At 70.8% G+C, this 25766-nt stretch carries 26 protein-coding genes, 1 tRNA gene and 1 pseudogene; 18 read left to right on the forward strand and 10 right to left on the reverse strand.

Annotation, left to right across the window (positions count from 1 at the left end; translation table 11 throughout):
• Positions 1–79: 79 nt before the first annotated feature.
• Together FHS23_RS07155 and FHS23_RS07160 are read left to right on the forward strand one after the other, a co-directional pair.
• Positions 80–739 (forward strand): HemK2/MTQ2 family protein methyltransferase, encoded by a 660-nt coding sequence (locus FHS23_RS07155; protein WP_183649624.1) that lies wholly within the window; start codon positions 80–82, stop codon positions 737–739.
• Positions 720–935, forward strand: coding sequence for a CDGSH iron-sulfur domain-containing protein (locus FHS23_RS07160; protein WP_183649627.1), 216 nt, complete (start codon positions 720–722; stop codon positions 933–935). The genes FHS23_RS07155 and FHS23_RS07160 overlap by 20 nt, the downstream gene beginning before the upstream one ends.
• Positions 936–941: 6 nt before the next feature.
• Here the strand turns inward: FHS23_RS07160 and lexA are convergent, their stop codons facing one another.
• Entirely contained in the window at positions 942–1598 is a 657-nt protein-coding gene (lexA, locus tag FHS23_RS07165; protein ID WP_246381806.1) for a transcriptional repressor LexA, read from the reverse strand.
• Between the two features lie 781 nt (positions 1599–2379).
• On the opposite strand from lexA, the gene FHS23_RS07170 reads away from it, so the two are divergent.
• Positions 2380–3423, forward strand: coding sequence for a DUF6292 family protein (locus FHS23_RS07170; RefSeq protein ID WP_183649634.1), 1044 nt, complete (start codon positions 2380–2382; stop codon positions 3421–3423).
• Positions 3424–3532: 109 nt separating this feature from the next.
• Here FHS23_RS07170 and fgd read toward each other — a convergent pair whose 3' ends face one another.
• On the reverse strand, positions 3533–4537 hold the full coding sequence (gene fgd, locus FHS23_RS07175; RefSeq protein ID WP_183649637.1) for a glucose-6-phosphate dehydrogenase (coenzyme-F420): 1005 nt from the start codon (positions 4535–4537) through the stop codon (positions 3533–3535).
• A 130-nt stretch (positions 4538–4667) separates the two neighbouring features.
• Positions 4668–5573 (reverse strand): LuxR C-terminal-related transcriptional regulator, encoded by a 906-nt coding sequence (locus FHS23_RS07180; RefSeq protein ID WP_183649652.1) that lies wholly within the window; start codon positions 5571–5573, stop codon positions 4668–4670.
• A 209-nt stretch (positions 5574–5782) separates the two neighbouring features.
• Between FHS23_RS07180 and FHS23_RS07185 the strand changes: the two genes are divergently transcribed.
• Entirely contained in the window at positions 5783–7420 is a 1638-nt protein-coding gene (locus FHS23_RS07185) for an AMP-binding protein (protein WP_183649655.1), read from the forward strand.
• A 39-nt stretch (positions 7421–7459) separates the two neighbouring features.
• Here FHS23_RS07185 and FHS23_RS07190 read toward each other — a convergent pair whose 3' ends face one another.
• The gene (locus FHS23_RS07190; RefSeq protein WP_343053699.1) at positions 7460–8941 is read right to left on the reverse strand and encodes an amidase; all 1482 of its coding nucleotides are present in this window, start codon (positions 8939–8941) and stop codon (positions 7460–7462) included.
• Between the two features lie 141 nt (positions 8942–9082).
• Positions 9083–9619, reverse strand: a complete 537-nt coding sequence (locus tag FHS23_RS07195; RefSeq protein ID WP_221219251.1) for a hemerythrin domain-containing protein — start codon at positions 9617–9619, stop codon at positions 9083–9085.
• 379 nt (positions 9620–9998) lie between these two features.
• Between FHS23_RS07195 and FHS23_RS07200 the strand changes: the two genes are divergently transcribed.
• Positions 9999–10787, forward strand: coding sequence for an acetoin reductase (locus FHS23_RS07200; RefSeq protein ID WP_183649688.1), 789 nt, complete (start codon positions 9999–10001; stop codon positions 10785–10787).
• Between the two features lie 338 nt (positions 10788–11125).
• Here FHS23_RS07200 and FHS23_RS07205 read toward each other — a convergent pair.
• Positions 11126–11201, reverse strand: a tRNA-Arg gene (locus FHS23_RS07205).
• 169 nt (positions 11202–11370) lie between these two features.
• Between FHS23_RS07205 and FHS23_RS07210 the strand changes: the two genes are divergently transcribed.
• The 8 genes from FHS23_RS07210 to FHS23_RS07245 all read left to right on the forward strand — a co-directional run bounded on the left by FHS23_RS07210 (position 11371) and on the right by FHS23_RS07245 (position 18899).
• On the forward strand, positions 11371–12021 hold the full coding sequence (locus FHS23_RS07210) for a response regulator (RefSeq protein ID WP_183649692.1): 651 nt from the start codon (positions 11371–11373) through the stop codon (positions 12019–12021).
• Positions 12022–12115: 94 nt separating this feature from the next.
• On the forward strand, positions 12116–12805 hold the full coding sequence (locus FHS23_RS07215) for a response regulator transcription factor (RefSeq protein ID WP_183649695.1): 690 nt from the start codon (positions 12116–12118) through the stop codon (positions 12803–12805).
• A 101-nt stretch (positions 12806–12906) separates the two neighbouring features.
• Positions 12907–14244 carry a HAMP domain-containing sensor histidine kinase gene (locus tag FHS23_RS07220; protein WP_183651094.1) on the forward strand — a complete coding sequence of 446 codons (1338 nt, stop codon included), beginning with the start codon at positions 12907–12909 and terminating at the stop codon, positions 14242–14244.
• A 154-nt stretch (positions 14245–14398) separates the two neighbouring features.
• Positions 14399–15196 (forward strand): DeoR family transcriptional regulator, encoded by a 798-nt coding sequence (locus FHS23_RS07225; RefSeq protein WP_183651097.1) that lies wholly within the window; start codon positions 14399–14401, stop codon positions 15194–15196.
• A complete protein-coding gene (gene galT, locus FHS23_RS07230; protein ID WP_425501088.1) occupies positions 15193–16329 on the forward strand; it encodes a galactose-1-phosphate uridylyltransferase in 1137 nt (378 codons plus the stop codon). The genes FHS23_RS07225 and galT overlap by 4 nt, the downstream gene beginning before the upstream one ends.
• 78 nt (positions 16330–16407) lie before the next feature.
• The gene (locus FHS23_RS07235; RefSeq protein WP_183649698.1) at positions 16408–17979 is read left to right on the forward strand and encodes a S1C family serine protease; all 1572 of its coding nucleotides are present in this window, start codon (positions 16408–16410) and stop codon (positions 17977–17979) included.
• A 133-nt stretch (positions 17980–18112) separates the two neighbouring features.
• Positions 18113–18613 (forward strand): MogA/MoaB family molybdenum cofactor biosynthesis protein, encoded by a 501-nt coding sequence (locus FHS23_RS07240; RefSeq protein WP_183649701.1) that lies wholly within the window; start codon positions 18113–18115, stop codon positions 18611–18613.
• 19 nt (positions 18614–18632) lie between these two features.
• The gene (locus FHS23_RS07245) at positions 18633–18899 is read left to right on the forward strand and encodes a hypothetical protein (protein WP_183651269.1); all 267 of its coding nucleotides are present in this window, start codon (positions 18633–18635) and stop codon (positions 18897–18899) included.
• Positions 18900–18908: 9 nt separating this feature from the next.
• Here FHS23_RS07245 and mscL read toward each other — a convergent pair whose 3' ends face one another.
• Together mscL and FHS23_RS07255 are read right to left on the reverse strand one after the other, a co-directional pair.
• The gene (gene mscL / locus FHS23_RS07250; protein WP_183649704.1) at positions 18909–19316 is read right to left on the reverse strand and encodes a large-conductance mechanosensitive channel protein MscL; all 408 of its coding nucleotides are present in this window, start codon (positions 19314–19316) and stop codon (positions 18909–18911) included.
• A 33-nt stretch (positions 19317–19349) separates the two neighbouring features.
• Positions 19350–20006, reverse strand: coding sequence for an SAF domain-containing protein (locus FHS23_RS07255; RefSeq protein ID WP_183649707.1), 657 nt, complete (start codon positions 20004–20006; stop codon positions 19350–19352).
• 331 nt (positions 20007–20337) lie between these two features.
• Between FHS23_RS07255 and FHS23_RS23705 the strand changes: the two genes are divergently transcribed.
• Positions 20338–20547 (forward strand): hypothetical protein, encoded by a 210-nt coding sequence (locus FHS23_RS23705; protein ID WP_343053757.1) that lies wholly within the window; start codon positions 20338–20340, stop codon positions 20545–20547.
• Positions 20548–20561: 14 nt separating this feature from the next.
• Here FHS23_RS23705 and FHS23_RS23710 read toward each other — a convergent pair.
• Both FHS23_RS23710 and FHS23_RS07265 read right to left on the reverse strand, forming a co-directional pair.
• Positions 20562–20726 (reverse strand): annotated as a pseudogene (locus FHS23_RS23710) (FmdB family zinc ribbon protein); the annotation flags it as partial.
• Between the two features lie 115 nt (positions 20727–20841).
• Positions 20842–21462: a 5-formyltetrahydrofolate cyclo-ligase gene (locus FHS23_RS07265; RefSeq protein ID WP_343053701.1), complete on the reverse strand. Its 621-nt coding sequence runs from the start codon at positions 21460–21462 to the stop codon at positions 20842–20844.
• Between the two features lie 169 nt (positions 21463–21631).
• On the opposite strand from FHS23_RS07265, the gene FHS23_RS07270 reads away from it, so the two are divergent.
• The 4 genes from FHS23_RS07270 to sepX all read left to right on the forward strand — a co-directional run bounded on the left by FHS23_RS07270 (position 21632) and on the right by sepX (position 25705).
• Positions 21632–22534, forward strand: a complete 903-nt coding sequence (locus tag FHS23_RS07270; protein ID WP_183649717.1) for a UTP--glucose-1-phosphate uridylyltransferase — start codon at positions 21632–21634, stop codon at positions 22532–22534.
• Positions 22534–23817, forward strand: a complete 1284-nt coding sequence (gene glp / locus FHS23_RS07275; RefSeq protein ID WP_183649720.1) for a molybdotransferase-like divisome protein Glp — start codon at positions 22534–22536, stop codon at positions 23815–23817. The genes FHS23_RS07270 and glp overlap by 1 nt, the downstream gene beginning before the upstream one ends.
• A gap of 19 nt (positions 23818–23836) precedes the next feature.
• Positions 23837–24505, forward strand: a complete 669-nt coding sequence (locus FHS23_RS07280) for a GNAT family N-acetyltransferase (RefSeq protein ID WP_183649723.1) — start codon at positions 23837–23839, stop codon at positions 24503–24505.
• A gap of 198 nt (positions 24506–24703) precedes the next feature.
• The gene (gene sepX, locus FHS23_RS07285) at positions 24704–25705 is read left to right on the forward strand and encodes a divisome protein SepX/GlpR (RefSeq protein WP_183649726.1); all 1002 of its coding nucleotides are present in this window, start codon (positions 24704–24706) and stop codon (positions 25703–25705) included.
• Positions 25706–25766: the final 61 nt, after the last annotated feature.

Genomic DNA, 25766 nt, shown 5'->3' on the forward strand with positions numbered 1-25766 from the left:
CCGAAACGCGATGCGGGCGAAACTCACGCGTCCGCCGCACGGGTCGTTTCGCGGCGCGGCTTCCGGCAACCCCGGTGCCATGCGGGTCTTGAGAGTTCCGGGCGTGTACCGCCCGCAAGGTGATACGTGGCTCCTACGGCGCGCGCTGCGCGATGCCCGGCTCTCGGAGCCCCCGGCGCGCGTGCTCGACATCGGCACCGGAACGGGCGCCCTGGCGGTGGCCGCGGCCGCGGAGGGGGCACGGCAGGTGACGGCCGTGGATGTCTCCCTCCCCGCGCGGCTGAACGCCCGCCTCAACGCGCGCCTGCGAGGACTGCCCGTCCGGGTGGTCGGTGGTGATGCGCTGTCCTGTGCCTACGAGCAGCCGTTCGACCTGGTGCTGGCGAACCCGCCGTACGTGCCCTCGGAATCACGTGAGGTTCCGACCCGGGGTGCCGCGCGTGCGTGGGACGGGGGAGGTGACGGCCGCGCGGTCATCGACCGGCTGTGTGACCGCGCGCCGACCCTGTTGGCGCCACGCGGGACGCTGCTCATGGTGCAGTCCGAGTTGTCCGATGTGGATTCCACAGTGCAGCGGCTGCGCGGGCTCGGGCTGAAGGCCGCCGTCGTCGACAGGGACACGTTGCCGTTCGGCCCGGTGCTCCGTGCCCGTGCCGACATGCTGCACCGGAAGGGTTTCCTCATGCCGGGACAGCGCTACGAGGAGTTGGTGGTCGTCCGTGCCGACAGGACCGAGTGAACATCGAGCGCAGGACCGGCGGGAGGTCACGGCCGTCCGTGACGGGCCGCTGCTCGTGGAGGGCCCGGTGCGGATGACGCTCGAGGACGGCACCGTCGTCGACTCCGACCGGTTCGTGGTGGCGATCTGTGCGTGCCGCCGCAGCCGGACCTACCCGTTCTGCGACACCAGCCACCGCCGCCGCGTGCGGCGCTGAACGCGCTTACACGTTGCGCAGCACCGAGACGACGACCCCGAGGATCACCGCGTCGTCGCCGTCGATGACGTCGTAGTCGTCGTTGCGCGGTTCGAGCAGCACATGCCCGCCCCGGTTGCGGTACACCTTCACGGTCGCCTCGTCGTCGAGCATCGCGGCGACGATCTGACCGGAGTGGGCCTCCTGCTGGCGGCGTACCACAACGATGTCGCCGTCGCAGATCGCCGCGTCGATCATCGACTCGCCGCGTACCCGCAGGCCGAAGACCGTGCCACGGCCGGTCAGTTCCCGAGGGAGGGAGAGCATGTCGTCGGTGTGCTCCTCGGCGAGGATCGGCGTTCCCGCAGCGATGTCGCCGACGACCGGTACCGGCACCGAGTCCTCCGTGGACTCGGAATCGGCGGTTCCGCGCAGGAACGTGCGTACATCGATCGGGCGCGATACGGACGGGCTGCGGCGCAGGAATCCCTTGTCCTCGAGCGCTGCGAGGTGTTTCGAGACCGAGGAGGACGAGCGCAGGCCGACGGCGTCGGCGATCTCCCGGGTGGTGGGCGCGTAGCCGTCGGCGACGACCCGGTCCCGGATGGTCGCCAGGATGTGCTGCTGCCGTTCGGGCAGCGCGGACGGGTCGAGGTCACCGAAGAGGTCGTGGTCGCCGTGCATCGTCACGCGCTGCATCGTAACCGCCGGTGATCGCGTCCGGACGTGGTGCCGCCGGGTCGCGGCTGCTGTGGTGCCGAAGCGTCCGCCATGGGACGTGCCCGACTGGGCACGCAGAGTGGCCGAGGCTGCATTCTATGCATGGCGGCGGAATGTTAAGCCCGGTGCTTGATCGAATCGTGTTCGACTCCGCAGAGGAGTTTCATAATCGAACCCGAGTGGTTTCTTCTCACCGGCTTCCGGTGATCTTTCAACAGTTTGACTCAGTCCACTCTGTAGTTTCTCACCTGGGAAAACTACTCGCTAGGTACGTCCGATCGGGTGATGCACGGTCGGGCGAATCTGACTACTGTGAATGGCGCTGGTCGCGAAGTCGGGTAGGCGGCCGGCGAACGTGAGTGGGCGAACATCGATCCATTGTCGGTCGAATGTTTCGCTTTCCGAAGGTGTTCGTGGATACTCGTTCGCTCGTCACGAGTCGTTCGGTTCCGCGACACTTCATGGCCAGAGGGGGAGAACTACATCTATGAGTCATGAGATCGTGATCGGCTCGGGGCGCGGGAACGCGGAGAACGGGAATTCGGGGAACATCGGGTCGGCGCGGTCCGGCCCGGGGCACGCAGAGCCGAGGCACGTGACGTCGGTACGGGCAGAGCCGGGCCGCACAGGGTCGGGGCACACAGAGCCGGGGCACGGCGGGGCACTGCACGAGAAGCTGCGGGGGCACGACCGAACGGGGAGCGGGAAAACCGGGAACGAGAACGCGCCGACGTACGAAACCGCGGTGAACCACGGCACGGTGCAGCGCGGAACCGCGGGGTCGACGGACGCGAGGGTCGAGTACCGGACGTCCGGGTATGGCGGCGAGGAGCCGGTGGGCCAGCACGTACGGGTGCGCCGGGTCCGGCACGGTCGAGGCGTTCAGATCTGCGAGATCGAAGGGGAACTCGACCTGCTCACGGCCCCGATCGTGCGCCGCGAACTGGACAGTGCGGCCGAACAGGGGCGGCACCGGTTGGTGGTCGACATGTCGGGCGTCGAGTTCTGCAGCGTGGCCGGCGTGGAGTTGCTGTTGCGTGCGGCGCGGCGCGCCGGCAACCGGGGCGGCGGACTCGCCGTGGTCGCGGGCAGGCAGGTGCGGCGCGTGGTGCAGCTGGTCGCGCCGGAAGGCCCGGTCGCGTGGTGCGATTCGGTGTGCGACGCCGTGCACCACGTCGCCGGTGACCGGAACGTGGCCGCCGGCGGGTTGGCGGACGTCGACCTCGACAGCACGCAGCGGGGACTGCGCAGGTACGTGGAGCTCGTCGCGGCGGGACTCGGACTCGAAGCGGCCGCGGCGTGGTCGGACGTCGACGACATCACGGCCACCGCGTACGTCGCACTCGATCGCGAACTGCCCGGCATGGAGGGCCGGGAGGCGGCGCTCGTCTGGGACGGGCGCACCGGCTGGGCACTCGGTGCGGAGACGCATTCGGGCGAGGACCTCGTGATGCGCGCGTGGTACGGCACGGAGCTGCTGCCGGAGCCGGCCGCGGTGGTGCGTTTCGTGAAAGCACTGACGGCCGGTGACCGGGTCGGCCTCCCCGGTCCGCCCGAGCCGAGCGGACATCCGCACGCGGCTCAGATCGTGCGCGCCCGGTTGCAGGCCGCCGCGTGGTCGACCAGGGAAGCGCACGTGCCCGAGGTCGACGTGCCGGTACAGAGCACGACGACGCCACCCGGCACGACGCCACACGGCACGACGCCGCAGGACGCGGTCACGCCGCGGAACGCGGCCGTGCCGCGGCAGGGTAGGGCGACACCGCTGCGCGGCGAAGGGGTCGGCTGAATCCCGCCGACCTCGACGTCTCGGTCGGTTCGCCGCCGTCGGTCACGATGTCTCCCGCCCCGGTGGATTTCCACCGGGGCGGGAGACGTTCGAACGTGAGGCAGGCGGTTCAGGCCCGGGAGCGCAGCCGCGGCAGGACGTCTTCACCGAGCTGTCCGAGGAAGCGTTCCTGGTCGTGTCCGGGGCCGTGGAACACGAGGTGGTTGAAGCCGGCGTCGAGGTACGGCTGGATCTGCTCCATGGCCTGATCGGGATCGGATGCCACGATCCAGCGCTTGGCGACCTGTTCGATCGGCAACTCGTCGGCCAGGCGCTCCATCTCCTCCGACGAGGTGACGCTGTGCTTCTGCTCCGGGGTGAGCGACAGCGGTGCCCAGAACCGGCAGTTCTCCAGCGCCCGGTCCGGGTCGCGGTCGTAGGACATCTTGATCTCGATCATCCGGTCGATGCCCGTCGCGTCGCGTTCGGCGGCCGCCGCGCCGTCGGCGACCGCGGGCTGGAGCTTGTCGGTGTAGAGCTCCATACCCTTGCCGGAGGTGCAGATGAATCCGTCGCCGGCGCGGCCCGCGTACTTGGCCACGACCGGTCCGCCCGCGGCGATGTAGACCGGGGCGGGCGTGTCCGGGCGGTCGTAGATCTTGGCGTCGACGAGCGTGTAGTAGTCGCCCTCGAACGAGACGTTGTCCTTCGTCCACAGCTCTCGGATCAGCCGCACGGACTCGCGCAGCCGGGCGAAGCGCTCCTTGAACTCGGGCCACTCGCGGCCGGACACGGCGATCTCGTTCAGTGCCTCGCCGGTGCCCACGCCGAGGACGACGCGGCCGTTCGACAGCAGCGACATGGTGGCGAACGCCTGCGCGATCACGGCCGGGTTGTAGCGGAACGTCGGGGTCAGCACGCTGGTGCCCAGGTGCACACGGTTCGTGCGCTCGGCGACGGCCGACATCCACGACAGCGCGAACGGGGCGTGACCGCCTTCGTGGCGCCACGGCAGGAAGTGGTCCGACACCCAGGCCGAATCGAGGCCGACTTCTTCGGCGCGTACCGCGAACTCGACCAGGTCCCGCGGTCCGAACTGCTCCGCGGACGCTTTGTAACCGACTTTCAGATCCATCGAGAGCCTTTCCGACCTAGAGAACCGGGTGTGTGCTGGCACGTCCAACGTAATGATCTTCGCGGCGTTCCGCCCGAAACGCATGTCACATCCGGCGCCTCGCGCGGCGCAGCCCGTGGATGCCCGGTCGTCACGGCAGCAACCCTGCTTCCCGGGCGAGTGACACGGCGTGCGTGCGGTTGGCCGCACCGAGTTTGCGGGCGATGCTGCGCAGGTAGGCCTTGACGGTGTTGGGACGCAGGCCCAGCTCCGCGGCGATGTCGCCGTTGGCGGCGCCGGTGGCGACGAGCTGCAGCACGTCGAGTTCGCGCGCCGACAACGTGCCGTCGGCGACCGGCTCAGCCGCGTCGTCGCCCGCGGTCGTGATCCGGTGCAGCCGTTGCGAGACCTGCCGGAGCCGGTCGCGGGTGTGCGGGTCGTCGATCAGCGCGATCGCCTCGTCCAGTTCCCGGCGCGCATCGGCTACCGCACGGTGATCGCGGGCGGCGGCCTCGTCGTGGGCGGCCGTGCGCCTGCGGACCTCGACGGCGACGGCGAGGTCGCGTTCGATACGGCGGGTGTGTTCGACGGCCCGTGCCACGATGCGGTCGCCGATCGCCACGTCGTCACGCTGCGCCAGGTACAGCAGACCGACGACCGTCTCGCCCGCGCGGATCGGTACGGCGAACACGGTCTCGATGCGTTCGGGGGCGACGGCGCGGTCGTAGGCGTGGACGATGTGGCCGGTGTTGAAGTAGTCGCGCACCACCAGTGGTCTGCCCGTCGCGAACACCTTCCCGCCGAGGCCGTAGCCGGCGCGGACCTGCAGATCGCGCAGGGTGTGGCCGAGGTGCCCGTCGAGGTGCCGGATGGTGATCGCGTCCCGGGCCCCCGGCGCGAGGCCGCCACCGAACGTCAGATCCACCGGGCACGCACGGCGCAGGGAACGCACGCTCGGGGCCAGCAGCCGGTCGAGTTCCGTGAGCAGATCGCCGGGGACGGCGGCGGAAGTCCCGCCGCGGGCGCCACCGGGAAGGGCGGGGTGCGTGCCGGGCATGGCCACCACCTTCCTCGCACGGGTCGTCGTCCGGGCACGGGCGCCGGGCCCGTTACCCACGAAAGAACGTAGCCCGAACGGCCCTTCGTGGCGATCGTCTGGTGCGACCGGGATGTCCCGGGAACGCGCGTCCCGTACCGGACGTGCACGGCGCGCGGTGAAACGCAGCGCGACACTGGAAGCGCACGACAAAGGAGTCGAGGAGAACCATGGGCACCACTTCTGCGGCGACCGAGGCCGAGTACAGCCGGCCCGAGTACCGCGCCGACGACGCGTGCGCGGCCGAGCTGCTCTGCGATCGGCATCCGTCCGACGCGGTCGCGTTCCGGGGCGTCGAACAGGACCTGACCACCCGCGACCTCACGTTCGGCGAGTTGACGGAACAGTCGCAGCGGGTCGCGGCGGTGCTGGCGGGCATGGGCATCGGGCGGGGCGACGCCGTCGGCGTGTTGATGAGCAAGTCGGCGGAGTTGCCCGCCGTGCTGCTCGGAATCTGGCGCCTCGGCGCGGTGCACGTGCCGCTGTTCACGGCGTTCGCCAAGCCGGCGATCGACATGCGGCTCGACGGCAGCGGCGCACGTGTGGTCGTCGCCGACGCGGACCAGGCGCCCAAGCTCGCCCCGGAGCCGGGGCAGGATGCCGGGCGGCGGGTCGTCCAGGTCGGCGGCGACGCGCCGACGACACCCGGCTGGGACCGGTTCGCCGACCTCATGGCCGCGGCGCCCACGGAGCCGCGGATCGAGCCGGCCCGCGTGGGCGGCGACGGCACGCTGATCCTGCTGTTCACGAGCGGCACGACCGGTACCCCCAAGGGCGTGCCGGTGCCGGTGCGGGCGCTCGCGTCGATGGAGCGGTACCTGCTCGACGCCCTCGACGTGCGCCCCGACGACGTGTTCTGGAACGCCGCCGATCCGGGCTGGGCGTACGGGTTGTACTACGCGATCCTCGCACCGTTGGCGCTGGGCAGGTCGAGCATCCTGCTGCACGCCGGGTTCTCGCCCGCGCTCACCTGGCGGATCCTCGACCGGTTCGGGGTCACGAACTTCGCCGCGGCGCCGACGATCTACCGCGCGCTGCGGGGCGAACCGTCGACCGACGCCGTGTCGGTACGGCTGCGCTGCGCGTCGTCGGCGGGTGAGCCGTTGACGCCGGAGGTGGTCGGCTGGGCGGCCGACGCGCTCGGCGTCGAGGTGCGCGACCACTACGGCCAGACCGAACTGGGCATGGTCGTCGGCAACGCGTGGCGGCCCGAACTCAAGGCCGACATCACGTCGGGGTCGATGGGGTATCCGCTGCCCGGCTGGGCCTGCGGGGTGCTCGCCGACGAGGTCGACGAGGTCGTGCCGGACGGTACCGTCGGCAGGCTCGCCGTCGACACCCACGCCAGCCCGTTCATGTGGTTCACCGGCTACGCGAACGCGCCGGAACGCACCGCGCAGCGGTTCAGCGCCGACGGCCGCTGGTACATCACCGGCGACACCGCGTACCGGGACGCCGACGGCAGGCTGTACTTCTCGTCCCGCGACGACGACGTGATCATCATGGCCGGTTACCGCATCGGCCCGTTCGACGTCGAGTCCGTGCTGGTCGGACACGAGGCGGTGCTCGAGGCGGCCGTGATCGGCGCACCCGACGAGCTGCGCGGCGAGGTGCTGGAGGCCTACGTCGTGCTCAAGCCGGGCACCGAGGAGTCGCCGGAGCTGGAACAGGAGCTGCAACAGCTGGTCAAGCGCGAGTTCGCCGCGCACGCCTACCCGCGCAAGGTGCACGTCGTCGGAGAACTGCCGAAGACGCCGAGTGGCAAGATCCAGCGGTTCAAGCTGCGGGAGGAGCGCGCCGGGAAGTGACGGAGGAGCCGAGCCCGCCGCGGCGGCGGGCCCGGCCGGTCACGACAGCCGTGGCAGGTGCCCGTCCCACGGCGCGGCGACCTCGAGGGCGCGCGCGAGCCGGAGCAGCAACGCCTCGCTGGACAGCCTGCCGACGAACTGGACGCCGAGTGGCAACCCGTCCGGCGTGAGATGCAGCGGCAGGCTGATCGCCGGGCGGCCGGTCATGTTGGCCAACTGGGTGTACGGAACCCAGCCGAGGTTGCGCCGGACCACCTGGTCGACGATCCCCGTGCGGCGCAGCACGCCGAAGCTCCTCGTGCGCATCATCGCCTCGGCCAGCCACTGCATGGGTGCGGGCATGGCCAGCGAGCCGGTGCGGATGGGCGGTTCGCCCAGTGTCGGCGTGAGCAGCAGGTCGTGGCCGGTGTGGAAGCGGGCGAGCGCGGCGACGTGGTCGCGGCGGCGTTCCTGCGCGGCCTGCAGTTCGACGGCGGAGAACCCGCGGCCCAGTTCGGCCATCATGCGGGTGTCCGGTTCGAAGTCGTCGTCGCCCGCTCCGGTCTCCCGTTTGATGCGTGCGAGCTCGTCGGCCTGGTGGACGAACCAGACGGTGAGAAAGTCCTCCCCGAGCTGCCGGTCGTCGTAAGGCGGCTCGACCTCTTCGACGTGGTGGCCGAGCTCGGTCAGCAGTTGTGCGGCGTGTTCGACGGCTCGCACGGCCTCGGGGTGGACGTCGTCGCGCAGCGAGGAGGCTGCCGTGTAGCCGATCCGCAGCGGCCCGGTCGGTTCGTCCAGCTGCGACAGCAGCGGCCGGTCGGGGACGGCCGGGGTGTACGGGCTCATGTCATCGGGACCCGCCAGCAGGTCGAGCATCGCGGCGCTGTCGCGCACGGTGCGCGAGATGACGCCCTGGGTGGCGAGTCCGCCCAGCGGTTCGCTGTCGTCGGGACCCGAGGGGACCAGACCGCGTCCGGGCTTCAACCCGACCAGACCGGTGCACGCCGCGGGGATGCGGATCGAACCGCCGCCGTCGCTGGCCCCGGCCACGGGCACGATCCCGGCCGCGACGGCGGCCGCCGAACCGCCCGACGAACCACCGGGTGTCCGGTCGAGCGCCCACGGGTTCCGGGTGGGCCCGAACAGTGCGGGTTCGGTGACGCCCTTGGACCCGAACTCCGGGGTGTTGGTCTTGCCGAACACGACGAGGCCCCCGTCGAGCCACCGCTGCACCACTGTGCCGGTCCGCTGCGCCCTCGTGCCCGCGAGCGCGCGGCAGCCGTCCGACGTCGGTTCGCCTGCAAGCTGCTGGTGCAGGTCCTTGAGCAGGAACGGCACCCCGGCGAACGGCCCGTCGAGCCGTTCGGTGACGCGGGCGTCGGCATGCTCGTCGAGGCGGGTGCAGATCGCGTTGATGCGGGGGTTCACCGCGTCGGCACGGCTCCGCGCCGCGGCCAGCAGGTCGCCGGGTTTCGTCTCACCCGAGGCGACCAGTTCCGCGAGCCCCAGCCCGTCGCGCGCGAGGTAGTCCTGCTCGTCCACGGCTTGCTCCTCCTCCGTCGTACCGGTCGAGACGATCATGCACCGGCCCGCGGAACACGCGACGCGGGACTCGTGGTGGCCCTACCGTACGGCCGGAGCCGGGTGGTGCGGTTCCCCGCCGTCGAGAGGGGCAGGCGGAACTCAGTCGTCCAGGTGGCCCTCGCGGCGGGCTTGCTCCACGATGCGGCGGACGTACTCGACGTCCCCGCAGTCCTGGTCCAGGAGTTCGGTACGGCGCGCCGCCCACTTCTCACCGAGGTCGTGACGGGTGCGCTCGGCGACCTCGGTGCGGGCGGCCGCCAGGATGCTGAGCTCCTCCTCCGCGAGGTGGTGCGCGACCAGGTTGCTCAGCTTCTCGACGGCTTCGACGAACGTGGGCGTGTCGGTGCCCTTGAGGTCCAGCACCCGGAGCAGTGCCTCGTTGCCCTCGGCGTGTTCCTCCTCGCCGTGCTCGACCTCGTGTTGCCCGATGTCGTCGGCCTTGCGCCGCAGCACCGGGTAGACGATCTCCTCCTCGGCGATGCTGTGGGCCACGTGCACCGCGGCGAACGCGCGCCGCAACTCGTCCCGGTTCCCGTCGCCCATGCGCAGCTGCCGGAGGAGCTGCTCGAACCGCCGATGGTCGTCGATGATGAGGTCCACGACGTCGCCGTGGCTCGGCCTGCCCAGATCGATCATGCTCACGGCGTCCTTCCTACCGTGTGTGCAGCCGTGGTGCACGTGGTGACCGCGAATGTTCGCGACGGGCACGCCGCCGGCCCACACCGAGATCGCCTCACTCGGTCGCGATGAAACGTCCCGGTTCACGTTGAGGGTGCCTTCGCCACGGATGTCGCTTCGGCGGCCGCTGGTGGCGCACGGCCGCAGGCCCCGACCGCCGGCCGAGGTCGTTCGTACGGTGCGTTTCGCGTCTCGGTAGTACGGGCAGTCCGCGACCCCCACGTGATGAGGGAGTTCGTGGGAAGTGGTCGAGCCAGTCGGTTGGGAGAGCGACCAGCCGGTTCATGGCAACCGACCCCCGACGTCATGCACCACTTTGTGAAGGGAAGGTCTTCCTGTGACCGCACCGAGGCAACGCACCGCTGTCATAACCGGCGCGGCGCGAGGTATCGGACAAGGAATCGCCGAACGTCTCGCGCAGGACGGGTTCGCCGTGGCCCTCGCCGATCTGGAGTCCATGGTCGAGAACCTCGAGGAGGTACGTGGCCGCATCGAGCAAGCGGGCGGACGCGCTGTGGTTGTTCCGACAGATGTCACGGATTCGCAGCAGGTCGATGCGTTGGTCGGGCGAACGGTCGAGGAATTCGGTCAGCTTGACGTATTCGTCGCGAACGCGGGCATCGCACGAGTCGCCCCGCTGCTCGAGATGTCGGTGGACGATCTCGATGCGCTCGTGCGGGTCAACCTGTACGGGGTGTTCAACTCGTACCGTTCTGCGGCGAGGCAGATGATCGACCAGGGCACCGGGGGAAAGATCATAGGCGCCGCCTCGATCGCCGCGCACAAGGGATTCGAGATGCTCGGCGGCTACTCGGTGACCAAGTGGGGTGTACGCGGCCTCACGCAGGTTGCTGCGCAGGAGTGGGCAAAACACGGGATCACGGTGAACGCCTACTGCCCCGGCATCGTGGGGACCGCGATGTGGGACCTGATCGACGAGAAGATGACCGAGCAGTCTGGTGAGGAGCGCGGTGCCGCATTGGAGCGCTTCTCCAACTCGATCTCACTCGGGCGGGTGGAGGAGCCGCGCGATGTCGCCTCCTTTGTTTCGTACCTGGCTTCGCCCGATGCCGACTACATGACCGGCCAGTCGGTGATGATCGACGGTGGGATCGTTTTCAACTGAGGTGCCGCCTCCATCGGCGACAGGCCGCACCGGCTGCGACGGTGTGGCCTGGACAACCTGTTCGGTTCCGAGCGTGATGCTGACGGCAGCGGGGACGGTGTCCTGTTCGGACTAGTTCGAGGTGGTGCCCGACGGTAGAGCGCGGCGCCGTGGTCGTGGGAGTGCTCGACGTACTCGAGATCATGCTCGCCGGCTCGACCGGGTTTGACACGCGGTGCCGTCGAGGAGACTGCCGGCCCGGCGCTGGGGGAGCCGTCCACCATCCGGAAGCCACAAACAAGGGTTGAACGTGGCAGGTCGGGCGTCGTGAGTCGATCACGGCGTCCGACCTGCATGTTTGGCGCCCCCGGCAGGATTCGAACCTGCGACACCCGCTTTAGGAGAGCGGTGCTCTATCCCCTGAGCTACGAGGGCATGGCCGTGCGGCCCGGACACAGCCTAACCGTACCCGGGTGAATGTTGGTAAGTGGACCATACGGAAGCAAACGATCACTTACTCTGGGCCCACTACCGGCAGGTAGCTACCCCTGTCTCCGACGGCGAAGACCTTGTCCATCCCGTTCCCCCCTCCGGGAGGCAACCGTTGATCACAGTCATGTTGGCCGACGACGAGGAGCTCGTGCGCCAGGGCCTGCGCGCGATGTTGTCCGCTGCACCCGACATCGAGGTCGTCGGCGAAGCGGCCGACGGCAGATCGGCCGTCGAAACGGCCCGGCGGCTGCGCCCTCAGGTCGCTCTGCTGGACATCAAGATGCGCCAGCCCGACGACGGCATCCGCGCACTGCGCGCGATGCAGGGCCTGCCCGAAGCTCCCCGGATGGCGATGCTGACGACGTTCGACGTCGACGAGTACGTGAGCCTCGCGCTGCGGTTCGGCGCCAACGGCTTCCTGCTCAAAGACATCGAGCCCGGCGTGCTCGTGCGTGCGGTGCGGGACCTCGCCCGCGGCGGCGCGGTACTGGACCCCAGCGTGGCGGCGCGGATGGTCGACGCCCAACGGGACGAGGCCCGCGCGGCGGCACCGGCTCGGCGGCTGCTGGCGTCGCTGTCGGAACGCGAACGCGAGGTCGTGTGCCTCATCGGGCAGGGCATGTCCAACGCCGAGATCGGCGGCAAACTGCACCTGTCCGAAGCGACCGTCAAGGGGTACGTCTCCGCGGTGCTGTCGAAGATCGGCGCGGCCAACCGGGTGCAGGCGGCCCTGCTCGCCTACCGCGGCGGACTCGTGGACTAGCTCTGCCGACGTCGGCCCGTACGTGACCGGGCCGACACCCGGGCCGGCGCGGCCTTTCAGCCGCGTCTCAGACACGCGCGACACACTGGACCCCATGCGCATACTCGTTGTCGACGACGACCGGGCCGTGCGGGAGTCGCTCCGGCGTTCCCTGGAGTTCAACGGCTACCAGGTCGACGTGGCGAGCGACGGCGCCCAGGCATTGGAGAAGGTGGACAGCGACCGGCCGGACGCGATGGTGCTCGACGTCATGATGCCCCGGTTGGACGGCCTCGAGGTCGCCCGCCGGCTGCGCGGCACCGGCGACGATCTGCCCATCCTCGTGCTCACCGCACGGGACGCCGTGTCCGACCGCGTGTCCGGCCTCGACGCGGGTGCCGACGACTATCTGCCGAAGCCGTTCGCCCTCGAGGAACTGCTCGCCCGGTTGCGGGCCCTGCTGCGGCGCGCGGCGGCCGAGGCCGACCCGCAGGGCGCCGGTGCACTGGTGTTCGGGGACCTGACCCTCGACCCGGACACCCGCGAGGTGCGCCGCGGCGACCGGGAGATCAGCCTCACCCGCACCGAGTTCACGCTGCTCGAGCTGTTCATGACGTACCCGAAGCACGTACTGACCCGTACGCGCATTCTCGAGGAGGTCTGGGGCTTCGACTTCCCCACGTCGGGCAACGCGCTCGAGGTGTACGTGGGATACCTGCGCCGCAAGACCGAGGCCGACGGCGAACCCCGGCTGATCCACACCGTCCGTGGCGTCGGCTACGTGCTGCGGGAGACACCGCCGTGACCGAGCCCCACCGCTCCGGCGTCGCGACGGCCGGTGCCGAACCGGGGCACGATCCGGCACCGCATCGGACGCCGAAACGCATCTCGCTGCGCACCCGCGTCATGCTGCTGGCCACGCTGTGCGTCGGCGGAACCGTCGCCCTGGTGTCACTGGTGACGTACCTGACGGTGCGCGACAACGTCTACGAACAGTTCGACACCTCGTTGAGCCAGCGAGCGCAGGCCGCGGCCCAGAGCGTGCCCGTGGCCTCGCAGTTCCAGAACCTGCCCGCGGCACTGTTCGCCAGCGGCGACATCCAGATCGGTCTGCTCGAGGCCGACGACACGCTCGTCGTACCGCGCGGCGCGGCCGAACCGCCGACCGGCGGGCCGGAACTGGCCGTCGCCCGTGGGGACGCGGAATGGTCGCTGCGCACCGACAAGGCCAGCGGGATCCGGGTCGTCGCGGTCCCCTCGGGCCACGGCCAGGCGCTCGTGCTCGGACAGTCGCTGGCCCAGACCGAACGCACCCTCGGCGACCTCGCCCTCGTACTGATGCTGTTCGGTGGGATCGGCGTCGTCGTCGCGGCCGGGGCGGCAACGGGCGTCGCGCGGACGGCGCTGCGGCCCGTCGAACGGCTGACGTCGGCGACCGAGCGGGTCGCCGACACGATGGACCTGCGTCCGATCCCGGTGACCGGCGACGACGAGCTCTCGCGCATGACCCAGAGCTTCAACACGATGCTGGGCGCGGTCGCCGAGTCGCAGGCACAGCAGAGCAGGCTCGTGGCCGACGCGGGTCACGAGCTGCGCACACCCCTGACGTCGCTGCGTACGAACCTCGAACTGCTGCTGTCGGCGGGCCGCAGCGGTGCGCCACCCCTCGACGAGACGATGCGCAGCGAGATCGAAACCGACATCCGCGGCCAGCTCGACGAATTGACGCAGCTCATCGGCGACCTCGTGGAACTGGCGCGCGACAGCGGGCCGCAGGAGATGGTCGAGCGGGTCGACCTGGTGGAGGTCGTCGAACGGTCTCTCGACCGGGCTCGCAGGCGGGCGGGCGAGACGGAGTTCGACGTCCGCCTGCAGCCGTGGGAGCTCACCGGTGACCCCGGCGTGCTCGAACGTGCCGTGCTGAACCTGCTGGACAACGCCGTGAAGTTCTCGCCCGCGGGCGGGACCGTGTACGTGGGACTGCGGTCGCTCGGCGACGGCACCGCCGTGGTGGAGGTCGCCGACCGCGGCCCCGGGATCTCGCCCGACGACCTGCCTCGCGTGTTCGACCGTTTCTACCGATCGGCCGAGGCCCGGACGCTGCCCGGTTCCGGTTTGGGGCTTGCGATCGTCCGCCAGGCCGCGCAGCGTCACGGTGGTGGCGCGTTCGCCTCCGCGCGGGACGGCGGCGGCACGGTCATGACGATCCGGCTGCCGGGCGTCACCGCCGACCGGTCGGAGTAGCCGCGCGAGCTCCACCGACGCCGCCTCGCGCGCCGGACGCCGTCGGCTCTGACCGATCCCGAACCACCCGGCTGTTGAATGCTGTAGGATTTTGTTCAGTTGGGTTCGGTTTGTGGGCGTCGGCGGTGGCCGGCGCCGGACAGTGGGAGACGGTGTGCTGGCGCGGCAGCGACAAGCGATCATCCTCGAGGAGGCGCGGCGAACCGGTGCGGTCCGCGTGAGCGACCTGGTCGAGCGGCTCGGCGTGTCCGACATGACCGTGCGCCGTGACCTCGACGTGCTCGCGGGTCGCGGCCTCGTGGAGAAGGTGTACGGCGGAGCCACCACCATCGGCGACCGCAGCACCGACGAGCCCGGCTTCGAAGCCAAGTCCGTGCAGCAGCAGGACCACAAGGAGGCCATCGCCGCCCGCGCGGCCGAACTCGTCCAGCCCGGCAGCGCCATCGGCCTGTCCGCGGGCACGACCACGTGGACGTTCGCCCGCGCGCTCGCCGGCATCGCCGACCTGACCGTCGTCACCAACTCGGTACGGATCGCCGACGTGCTGCACGAATCCTCGCAGCCGGGCCGCACGGTCATCCTCACCGGAGGTGTGCGGACACCGTCCGACGCGCTCGTCGGGCCGGTCGCGGTGCAGAGCATCCGCAACCTCCACCTCGACATGGTGTTCCTCGGCGTGCACGGCATGGCCGACGGGCCCGGATTCACCACGCCGAACCTCACCGAAGGAGAGACCGACCGCGCGCTGATGGAATCCGCGCGCAAGCTCGTCGTGCTGGCCGACCACACGAAGTGGGGCACGGTCGGCATCTCCACGATCGCCGACCTGGCCGATGCGAGCGTCGTCGTCAGCGACGGCGACCTGCCAGACGACGCGCGGGCGACCCTGTCCGAACACGTCGGCGAACTCGTCATCGCCGACGTCCCGACGAACCCGGAGGCAGGCGAATGAGCGTGCTGCGGAAGACGTCGCGCCGGCTCGCCGACGGCCGGGAGATCGTCTACTTCGACGACACCCCGGACGCTCCGGAGCGCACCGCGGACGACACGCGGGACCTCCCGGAGGTGACGGCGGCGTCCGAGATCCGCCGCGACCCGTTGACGGACGAGTGGGTGGCGATGGCCGCGCACCGGCAGACCCGCACCTACAAACCGCCGGCCGACCTGTGCCCGCTGTGCCCCAGCTCGCCCGGGACACCGAGCGAAGTTCCGGAGGGTGACTACGACGTGGTCGTGTTCGAGAACCGCTTCCCGTCGTTCGCCGAGCGGGTCGACGGCATGGGTGAGACGACCGTCGACGGGGCAGGGCTCGTCCCCTCCGCTCCGGGCATGGGCCGGTGTGAGGTCGTGTGTTTCACCAGCGATCACGCCGGGTCGTTCGGCGAGCTGAGTCGCGAGCGCGTGCGGACGGTCGTGGACGTCTGGGCCGACCGCACCGCGGAATTGTCCCGGCTCGACGGCGTCCGTCAGGTCTTCCCGTTCGAGAACCGCGGCGAGGAGATCGGGGTGACGCTGTCGCACCCGCACGGCCAGATCTACGGCTACCCGTTCGTCACGCCCCGCACCGAGCGCATGCTGGCGACGGCGGAGGAGTACCGCGAGCGCCACGGCCGCCACGTGCTCGGTGACGTCCTCGCGGCCGAACGCGCCTCGGGTGAACGGATCGTGGCCGAAGGCGAGTACTGGACCGCCTTCGTGCCGCCCGCGGCCCGGTGGCCCGTGCAGGTGCAGGTCGTGCCGCACCGCCAGGTGGCCGACCTGACCGAGTTGACCGATGCGGAGCGGGACGACTTCGCCAGCGTCTACCTGCAGGTCCTCGGCCGGTGCGACGGGCTGTACGGCAAACCGCTGCCGTACGTCGCGGGTTGGTACCAGGCCCCGCGAGGCACCGACCCGGGGCTGTCGTGGCTGCACCTGGAGCTGCTGTCGGTGTTGCGTTCCGCCGACAAGCTCAAGTACCTCGCCGGGTCGGAGTCCGGCATGGCCGTGTGGATCAACGACGCGACCCCGGAGCAGATCGCCCGGCGCCTCCGCGAGGCCGGTGAGGTCGGCGGTGCCGCAGGTGCCGGTGCGGCGACGGGCTGAGCCGGAGCTCCACGAAGCCACGGCGGGTCCACAGCCGGATTTCAGCGAGCTCTCAGGAGCATGACCCATGATGGGGGCATGAGCGAGAACGACCCCACCTTCTCGGAAGACAGCGACTCGGACGACACCGTCACTCCGTCGTCGGGCTTCCCGGCGCAGGGCGGTCCCGCACAGGCCCCGGGGCCACAGTCCCAGGGCGCGGCCGGCGCGACCCCCAGTCCGTGGTCGGCGGAGGGGGCCGGGCACGCCGACGCCGCTTCGCAGGACCGGCAGGCCTCGCAGCAGCAGTCCGGGCAGGCGGGACAGTCGGGGCAGACGGGGCAGTCCTACGGGCAGGACGTTCGGCATCCGCAGGGCGAGCACGCATCGCCTGCCGGGTACGCCGGTGGCTCGCAGTACGCGCAGGCCCCTCCCGAGCAGCAGCCCGGGCAGGCCGGCGGGTACGGCAACCCGTACGCGCCGCCCGGTGCGCAGCCGTATCCCGGCGGTCCGGACACGGCTGACGCAGGGGGTATGCAGGGCTCAGGTGTGCCGGGCATGGCGCCGGTGCAGGCCGGCGGGGGCAAGCCCCGCACACGCGGCGGCAGGACGAAGCTCGTCGTGGGGGTGGCCGTGCTGGCGCTCCTGGTCGGTGGCGGTGCCGGCACGCTCGGCGGCTATCTCGCGGCTGACGGCGCCTCGGGCTCGTCGGTCAGCTCGCTCGACCAGACGAGGCCCGCGAAGCAGACCGGAAACGCTCCGAACGGGTCGGCCTCCGCGGTGGCGCAGAAGGTCAGCCCCAGCGTCGTGCAGCTCAAAACGGTGAGCTCCCAGGGCGCGGGCGAGGGCTCCGGCTTCATCATCAGCGACGACGGCTACGTGCTGACCAACAACCACGTGATCGCGGGTGCCGCCGAGGGCGGTCAGATCCAGGTGGTCTTCAACGACGGGCAGACCACGTCGGCGAAGGTCGTCGGCCGCGACCCGACGACGGACATCGCGGTCGTCAAGGCCGAGGACGTGAGCAACCTGCCGGCCGTCGAACTGGGCCGTTCGGACGACCTGCGGGTGGGACAGCAGGTGGTCGCCATCGGCTCGCCGTACGAGCTCGCGGGCACGGTCACGTCGGGCATCGTCAGTTCGCTGCACCGGCCGGTGTCGGCGGGTAGTCAGGGCGATCAGACGACGGTCATGGACGCGATCCAGACCGACGCCGCGATCAACCCCGGCAACTCGGGCGGCCCGCTGGTGGACATGAACGGCCGCATCATCGGGATCAACTCGGCGATCTACAGCCCGTCCTCGGGTGCGTCGCAGGAGAGCGGCAACGTCGGCATCGGCTTCGCCATCCCGATCGACCAGGCACGGCGTACCGCGGACGACATCATGCAGGACGGCCACGCCACGCAGACGTTCATCGGTGCGATGGTGCGGGACGCCAGGCAGGGCGGCGCCCAGATCGCCGAGGTGCAACCCGACAGCCCCGCGGAGAAGGCGGGCCTGAAGGGTGGCGACGTCGTCGTGAAGATCGGCGAGCGGCGCGTCGACGACTCCGACACGCTCGTGGCCGCGATCCGCACCCGCGCACCCGGCCAGAAGGTCACGCTCACGCTCCAAGGCGGGCGGACGGTCGACGTGACTCTGGGCGGACAACCGGTCGGTACGAACTGACCTCTCGATCGCTCGGCCGCGGCGCGCGGCCGAGACCAACAACCGCAGGCCGCGGCGCACTGCGTCGCGGCCTGCGACCGTCGCACGCGCGGCACACGCGCAGGCCGGCGGACGGACCACTACGGTAGGGATCATGGAACGGAGTGCACAGCGGCTCGGCCGCGCGCTGGTGGTCGTGGTCGACGACCGCACCGCCCAAGGGGAGACCGACGACTCGATCGGCCCGCTCGTCACGGAACTGCTCGAGGAGGCGGGCTTCATCGTCGACGGCTCGGTGGTCGTCCGCGCCGACATCGTCGAGATCCGCAACGCGCTCAACACCGCCGTGATCGGTGGTGTGGACCTGGTGCTCACCGTCGGCGGCACCGGTGTGGCACCCCGCGACGTGACGCCCGACGCGACGTCGGGTGTCCTCGACCGCCCGGTGCCGGGTATCGCCGAGGCGTTGCGTTCCTCCGGGCTTGCGGCGGGTGCGGTCGACGCGGGCGTCTCGCGCGGCCTCGTCGGGCTGTCCGGCAGCACGCTGGTGGTCAACCTCGCCGGTTCGCGCCCCGCGGTGCGCGACGGCATGGCGACGTTGTCGACGCTGCTGCCGTACGTCATCGGCGAACTGTCCGGCCTCAGCGGCGACTGAACGGGGAGAATCCGGCCCCATGACAGATCCGTCCTCGCCGGACCCAGCCGACTCGGCGGAAGCCACCCGGGCCACCCCGGAACAATCCGAGACACCGGAGGCGCCGCAGCGTTCGGAGGCGCCGCAGCGTTCGGAGGCATCGCGACGGTCGGCGCGCAGGCGGATCGCAGAGGTGTTCGGCGAGGTGCTGCCGGAGACGACCTCGGACGAGCGGGACCCGCAGCGGGGTCCCGCCATGTCCGAGGACTGGTACCGGGAGAACCGGCCGCCGCATCACGACCGGTGACTCCGCGGCTCAGCTGCGCGGGTCTCCCTGCCGGTCCCGGAGCAGGTCGCGGATCTCGGTGAGCAGCTCCGTGTCGGTCGGCGGCACGTCCTCGGCCTCCTGACCGCGCTTGCGGCGTTCCTGCAGCTTCTGGAACGGCACGACGACCAGGAAGTAGACGACGGCGGCCACGATGACGAAGTTGATCGCCGCGTTGATCACGGTGCCGAAGTCGAGAAACGTGCTGGGGTTCTCCTCCAGGATCCGCACGCCCAGCCCTTGGGCCCCTTCGCTGCCGCCCATCGCGTTGATCAGCGGTTGGATCAGACTCTCCGTGAACGCCGTGACGATCGCGGTGAACGCCGTACCGATCACGACTGCGACCGCGAGTTCGACGATGTTGCCGCGCATCAGGAATTCCTTGAAGCCCTTCAGCACCACACGCTCCCTTCCACATTGGACATCCTTTGGCTAGCGGAGCGTAACCGTGACGGGTCGATCAGCGGCGGCAGCGGCCAGCCGGGCCGCGGGCTCCGGCCTGGCGGCCACGAGCAGGAGCGGTCCTTCCTCGGACGAGCTCGGTACGGCACCGCCGGCCGTGTCCGGCGCGAGGACCGACAACACCGGGACCTCGCTGGCCAGGACACGTTTCGCGGGCTTGCCGGCGGTGTCCGGGCCCGCGGCGACGATGTCCACACGGGACCCGGAACGCAGCAGCGGAGCGACGTCCGGATCGTCCAGTCTGACCGGAACGGTCACGGTGCCCGCGGGTGTGGGAGCGCGATCCAGCAGGCGCGCATCCGTGACAGGTTCACCCTCACGAGCGACGCCCACCAGGTGCTGTCCGGCGATTTCGTCCGGTTTTCGCAGCGCACCGGACGGCAGGAGCCGTGCCGGGACGTCGGCCACCCGGACATCGCCCGGTCGAAGCGTGCTGCCGAGGGCGAGATCGCGGGCGAACACGAGGGTCGGCCGAGTGTCGTCGTCGCCCGCCGTGGCGGGACGGGCGGCGATCAGTGCCGCGAGCAGAAGGAGCGCAACGGCCAGAACCCGCCGCAGTACCGGCACGGGCCGCGCGCGCACCGCGGTCGTCAGCTGCGCGACCTGGCGCGTGAAGGGAATGGCCACGGATGCCTCCTCGTCGGATCGGTCCGGACGACGCCGGTCTCGGTTCGATCGACGTTAGGAAGGCACGGAGGCGGTGCGGAAGGCCTCGGTCGCCGGCCTGTGGACAACCGGGTCGTTGTGGACAACTTCGCCTGAGCGCCTGCGGAGACGTCCGCAGGCTCCGGAGGCGCCTGCGACTGTGGGGCACTCCTCCGGGCATGAACAAGCCCCCGGGTGCGGCGGACGCATGCCCGGGGGCTCGGAGGTGCCACGGCCTGTCAGGAGCAGGCCCTGCGGCGGAGCCGGTGCGCGGGGCGGGCCCGCGCGTGCTCAGGACGCGGCGGACGCCGACGTGGAGGTCGTCGACGAGCTCGTCGACGAGCCGTTCGACGATGTCGACGAGGAGGAGTCACTGGACGAGGTGGACGAGGACGACGAGCTCGAGTCGGCGCCGGTGCCGGAGCTCGAGTCCGAGCTCGTCGACCCGGAGTCGCTCGACGCGTTCGCGGGCGCCTGCGAGCCGCCCGAGCTGCCGTTGCCGGAGCGCGAATCGTTCCGGTAGAAGCCGCTGCCCTTGAAGATCACGCCGACGGCCCCGTACAGCTTGCGCAGCACGCCCTCGCACTGGGGGCATTCGGTGAGGCTGTCCTCGGAGAACGACTGGACCACCTCGAACTGGTGGTCACACTGCTTGCAGGCGTATTGATAGGTCGGCACAGGTGCTCCTTCAGGCGTTGGCACTCGACTCCTAAGAGTGCTAACGAGATTGTGCTCTACCGCATTCCGGCATGGCAATCAGGCCCAGGTCACACCGCGATCACCGGGTGCCGTGGCTCGCGCGGGCAGCGAGCCGTCCTCACTGCTCTGCAGGCAGGGTGACCAGGCCGTTTCCGGGTGTGAGCACTTCGTTCATGCGCACGTCGTGGGGCTCGGCCGGCAGCCGGTCGACCAGCTCGTCGTCGCGCACCACGGCCACCAGCCGGGCCTCGGTCTCCGCGAACACCAACGACCGGTCGTAGAACCCCGCGCCCTTGCCGAGTCGCGCGCCCTGCCGGTCGACGGCCAGCGCGGGAACGAGCACCACCGCCGCGTCGCCGATCGCCGCCGGGCCGAGCCGAGGCCCGCCCGGTTCGAGGATGCCGCGGTACTGCCCCGGCACCAGACTCGCCGTGCCCGTGTACTCGGCCCACTCCAGCGGGCCGCGCTCGTCGGGCACGATCGGCAACAGCACCCGCGCGCCGGTGTTGCGGACCACATCGAGCACGCCGATCGATCCCGGTTCGGACCCGAACGGCACGTAGCCGCAGACGGTCGGCGACCGCAGTCCGTCGAGTAGCCCGGGGATCGCCGCCGCGAGTGCGTTGGCCTCGGCGACCTGCTGTTGGGCCGACACGGCGGAACGGGCACTGCTGATCGCGCGGCGCCACTCCCGCTTGCCTGCGTGTCCGGTCACGTGTTCCGGCTGGGGCGTGTTCACGGCTTTCCTTTCCGGTGCTGACCCGGGGTCGGTGGGAACGTCGGGCCGGCGAGGTGTGGGCGAAATGCGACGCGTACGGGGTCTTGCGCACATTTCGCCGGTCGCCGACTGTCGCTGTCAGCCTGTCATTGTCGGCTTGAATCGCACGTTCAGGCTAGGCTTCACGCCCATGACCGGTCCCATTACTACGAACACCTTCCGTACGGCCATCGTCCCGGCTGCGGGCCTCGGGACCAGATTCCTGCCGGCCACCAAGGCGGTGCCGAAGGAACTGCTGCCCGTGGTGGACACGCCGGGCATCGAGCTGGTCGCGGGAGAGGCGGCCGAAGCCGGGGCGCGGCGCATGGTCGTGGTGACGTCTCCGGACAAGCAGGCCGTCGTCGACTACTTCGACTCCCGGCCCGACCTCGAGGAAGCTCTCGAGAAGAAGGGCAAGGACGCGCTGCTCGAGAAGGTGCGCAGGGCACCAGGGCTCATCGACGTCGACGTGGCGATCCAGGAGGAGGCACTCGGCCTCGGGCACGCGGTGGCGCAGGCGGGGCCGGTGTTGACCGACGAGGACGACGCGGTGGCCGTACTCCTGCCCGACGACCTGGTGCTGCCGACGGGGGTGCTGTCGAAGATGGCCGAGGCGCGCGCCCGGTACGGCGGCAGCGTGCTGTGCGCGTTCGACATCCCGAAGGAACGGATCTCCCCCTACGGCGTGTTCGATGTCAGCGACACCGATGACGGCGACGTCAAGCAGGTGCACGGCATGGTCGAGAAGCCTGCTCCGGAGGACGCGCCGTCGACGTACGCCGCGGCGGGCCGGTACCTGCTCGACCGTGCGATCTTCGACGCCCTCGACCGGATCGGCCCCGGCAGCGGCGGCGAGCTGCAGCTCACCGACGCCGTGGCGCTGCTGATCGAAGAGGGACACCCGGTGCACGTCGTCGTGCACCGCGGCGGCAGGCACGACCTCGGAAACCCGGGCGGGTTCCTGCGTGCGGCCGTCGACTTCGCACTGGCCGACGACGAGTACGGCCCCGCCCTTCGTGACTGGCTGAAGCAGCGAATCGAGAACGTCGACTGATGAGCGAACCCGAGCCGACCACCACGGTGACCGCCGTTCCGGATCTGCCCGCCGAGGACTTCCGGCCGGTCGCCGAGCAGCTGAACCGTGCCCTCTCGGCGGCGGTGCGCCCGAACCCGGTGCGGGTGGCGATCTCCGAATCGCAGGGGCTGCCGTGTGCCGAGGAGGTCGTCGCCGAGCAGGCGCTGCCCGGGTTCGACCAGGCGGCCGTGGACGGCTACGCGGTGCGCAGTGTCGACGTGCGCACCGCGGGCGAGGAGCCGGTGCAGTTGCCGGTGGTCGGCGAGATCCAGGCCGGGTCGCGGCAGCCGCGGCGGCTGCAGCCCGGCCAGGCGGTGCGGGTGGCCACGGGTGCGCCGTTGCCGACGCTGGCTGACGCGGTCGTGCCCACGGCGTTCACCGACGGCCACCAGGCGAACGTCACCGTGCAGCGGGCCGTGCCGTCGGCGGGCTACGTGCGCAGGACGGGCGAGGACGTGCAGATCGGTGACGTCGCGGTGCGCGCGGGCGACACCATCGGCTCGGCGCAGGTGGGCCTGCTCGCGGCCGTCGGCCGGTCGAAGGTGCTGGTCTACCCGCGGCCCAGGGTGTCGATCATCTCGGTGGGTGACGAGCTCGTCGACGTCGACCGCACGCCGTCGGTGGGGCAGGTCTACGACGTCAACTCCTACGCGCTGGCCGCCGCCGCACGCGATGCGGGCGCCGAGGTCAGCCGCGTCGGGATCGTCCCGCTCGACCCGAAGCGGCTGCGGGAGACGGTCGAGGGCAGGCTGCTCATGTCCGAGGTGGTCGTCGTCGCGGGTGGCGCGGGCGGAACGACGGGCGGCGAGGTGTACGCGGCTCTGTCGGACCTCGGTGACCTGGATGTGCGGCGCATCGCCATGCACCCCGGCTCGGTGCAGGGTTTCGGCAGGCTCGGCCCCGACTCGGTGCCGACGTTCCTGCTGCCCGCGAATCCGATGAGCGCTCTCGTGGTCTTCGAGGTCATGATCCGTCCGCTGATCCGCGCGGCCCGCGGCACCAAGAACCCGCATCGCCGCGCCGTCGACGCGCGGTTGCTGTCGCCGGTGGCCTCGACGGCGGGCCGGAAGGGGTTCCTGCGCGGGCAGCTGCTGCGCGACGAGACCAACGGCGAGTACCTGGTGCAGCCGCTGGGCACCTCCGGGGCGCATCTGCTCGCCTCGCTCGCCGAGGCGAACTGCCTGATCAACGTCGACGAGGAGCTCACCGAACTGCCTGCGGGCGAGCAGGTCAAGGTGACCTTCCTGGCCCAACGGGCCTGAACGGGGAGCGGAACGGGCGATGTCGGAGCGCGAGCCGCTCGGCGAATCGCAGCATCCCGGCTGGCCGGCCCGCCCGCTGCCGCTGATCGTCGACGGCGCCGAGGTGCGGTTGCGGCCCGTGCGCTGGCGCGACGCGAGCGCGTGGAGCAGACTGCGGCTGCGCGACCGCGACTACCTGGAACGCTGGGAGCCCACGGGAACCGGCGCGTGGGAGGAACGCAACTCCGGCTGGGCGTGGCCGCCGCAGTGCACGCAGCTGCGCGCGCTGGCCCGTCGCGGGCAGTGCCTGCCGCTGGCGATCGAGGTCGACGGCGGCTTCGCGGGCCAGATCACCGTGGGCAACATCGTCCGTGCCGCGCTGCGATCGGCCTGGATCGGCTACTGGGTCACGTCGGACCTCGCCGGCAGGGGCATCGCCACGGCGGCGGTGGCGATGATGACGGACCACGCGTTCGGGCCCGGACGCCTGCACCGGCTGGAGGCCACCGTGCGCCCGGAGAATGCGGCGAGCGTTCGGGTCCTCACGAAGGTGGGGTTCCGGAAAGAGGGCCTGTTCGAACGCTATCTCAACGTGACGGGTGAATGGCGCGACCACATCGTCTACGCCATCACGGCGGAGGAAACCGGCCACGGCCTGGTGGAACGCCTCGTAGCCGCTGGCCGCGCGGCACACGTCCATTCGAGTTAATTCCTCGTGGGTCCGCTATCTGATCCGGTGACAGGAATCAAAGATCGCCCCGGCGCGTCTCCGGGTCATCTGTTACTCGTGTGACTAACGTGGTGATTTGTCAGCGTGGAGACAAAGCGCTCTGCGGACAGGGGAGTGGGGCGGCCCGAGGGCTGCGCGGCAACGCGGACGACCGACAGGTCGGGGAGGTGACGGGAGATGCCAAGCTCGTTGATCATTATCGGGCTCGCCGCTGCGTGGCTTGTCGTTCTCGTTCCCATGGTGGCGCGGAAGCGCCAGGAGGTCACACAGACCAGCGATGCGGCGCTGGCCGGCCGGATCGTGCGGAGCGGTACGCGCAACAACGGGCGAAGGGAGTTCGCCATGACCCGGAACGCCGGCGGTCGTGACGACCGTGGCGACGAGTTCGACGACGCCGTCGACTACGACATGGACCACGACACCGAGGACGACGCTGTAGACGACTACGACGTCGACTACGACGACCCCGACGACGAACCCGCCGAGCCGCGCAGGCGCTGGTTCGGACGCCGAGCCGTCGCCGACTCCGGGGACTCCGACGTCGACGTCGACGAAGCCGACCCCGGCGATCTTGCCGCCGAGGAACCCGCCTCGAGGCGTTACCGCCCCGGCCGCGGCGGATTCGACCCCGAGGCCGCCGAGATGAACGCGCGAGCCAAGTACGCGTACCGCCAGCGGGTCGTTCTGTTCCTGCTCATCGCGGCCGTCGCCAGCGCGGTCGTCGCCGCTGCCGTGCTGCCGATGTTGTGGTGGCTGCACGGCGCCGTCGATGTCGCCCTCGTCGGATACCTCGCCTACCTGCGGCGCCAGGTGCGCATCGAGGAGGAGATCCGCGAACGTCGCATGGCCCGTCACGCCGGCGCCTCCCGGCGGCGTGTCCCCGAACCCGAATGGGACGCCGAGGACGACAGGGACCCTCGTGACGCCCGCGGCGCCCGTGACGTGCGCGACGCCCACGCCGTGCGCGACACCGCCGAACTGCGCCGCGGGCGCCCCGACGACCGCCCCGAAGAACCCCGCCGCGACCGGCGCGGCCCCGAACTCGTCGACGTCGAACGCCGCCGCGCCCCGCGCCCTCCGCGGAACGCCGTCGTGGTCGACCTCGACGACGAGGACCCCGCCTTCCACGAACTCGGCGACCCCGGCGAACTGCCCTACCGGCGGGCCGCAGGCGAATAGGGGCCGAGCGGACGGACAACCTCGGTTCGAGGGGTGGCGGTCGTGCCGTCACCCCTCGAAC

The sequence above is a fragment of the Prauserella isguenensis genome, assembly GCF_014191605.1.
Taxonomy (GTDB): domain Bacteria; phylum Actinomycetota; class Actinomycetes; order Mycobacteriales; family Pseudonocardiaceae; genus Prauserella; species Prauserella isguenensis.

What these genes read in the sequence shown, in the direction of transcription:
- glp (WP_183649720.1), top strand. Translation starts at nt 22,534, where the DNA reads ATGAGCGAACCCGAGCCGACCACCACGGTGACCGCCGTTCCGGATCTG.
- FHS23_RS07195 (WP_221219251.1), bottom strand. Translation starts at nt 9,619, where the DNA reads ATGATCGATCTGGGCAGGCCGAGCCACGGCGACGTCGTGGACCTCATC.
- fgd (WP_183649637.1), bottom strand. Translation starts at nt 4,537, where the DNA reads ATGGATCTGAAAGTCGGTTACAAAGCGTCCGCGGAGCAGTTCGGACCG.
- FHS23_RS07280 (WP_183649723.1), top strand. Translation starts at nt 23,837, where the DNA reads ATGTCGGAGCGCGAGCCGCTCGGCGAATCGCAGCATCCCGGCTGGCCG.
- FHS23_RS07240 (WP_183649701.1), top strand. Translation starts at nt 18,113, where the DNA reads ATGGAACGGAGTGCACAGCGGCTCGGCCGCGCGCTGGTGGTCGTGGTC.
- lexA (WP_246381806.1), bottom strand. Translation starts at nt 1,598, where the DNA reads ATGCACGGCGACCACGACCTCTTCGGTGACCTCGACCCGTCCGCGCTG.
- FHS23_RS07245 (WP_183651269.1), top strand. Translation starts at nt 18,633, where the DNA reads ATGACAGATCCGTCCTCGCCGGACCCAGCCGACTCGGCGGAAGCCACC.
- FHS23_RS07180 (WP_183649652.1), bottom strand. Translation starts at nt 5,573, where the DNA reads ATGCCCGGCACGCACCCCGCCCTTCCCGGTGGCGCCCGCGGCGGGACT.
- FHS23_RS07215 (WP_183649695.1), top strand. Translation starts at nt 12,116, where the DNA reads ATGCGCATACTCGTTGTCGACGACGACCGGGCCGTGCGGGAGTCGCTC.
- FHS23_RS07235 (WP_183649698.1), top strand. Translation starts at nt 16,408, where the DNA reads ATGAGCGAGAACGACCCCACCTTCTCGGAAGACAGCGACTCGGACGAC.
- FHS23_RS07270 (WP_183649717.1), top strand. Translation starts at nt 21,632, where the DNA reads ATGACCGGTCCCATTACTACGAACACCTTCCGTACGGCCATCGTCCCG.
- FHS23_RS07220 (WP_183651094.1), top strand. Translation starts at nt 12,907, where the DNA reads ATGCTGCTGGCCACGCTGTGCGTCGGCGGAACCGTCGCCCTGGTGTCA.
- galT (WP_425501088.1), top strand. Translation starts at nt 15,193, where the DNA reads ATGAGCGTGCTGCGGAAGACGTCGCGCCGGCTCGCCGACGGCCGGGAG.
- FHS23_RS07155 (WP_183649624.1), top strand. Translation starts at nt 80, where the DNA reads ATGCGGGTCTTGAGAGTTCCGGGCGTGTACCGCCCGCAAGGTGATACG.
- FHS23_RS07185 (WP_183649655.1), top strand. Translation starts at nt 5,783, where the DNA reads ATGGGCACCACTTCTGCGGCGACCGAGGCCGAGTACAGCCGGCCCGAG.
- sepX (WP_183649726.1), top strand. Translation starts at nt 24,704, where the DNA reads ATGCCAAGCTCGTTGATCATTATCGGGCTCGCCGCTGCGTGGCTTGTC.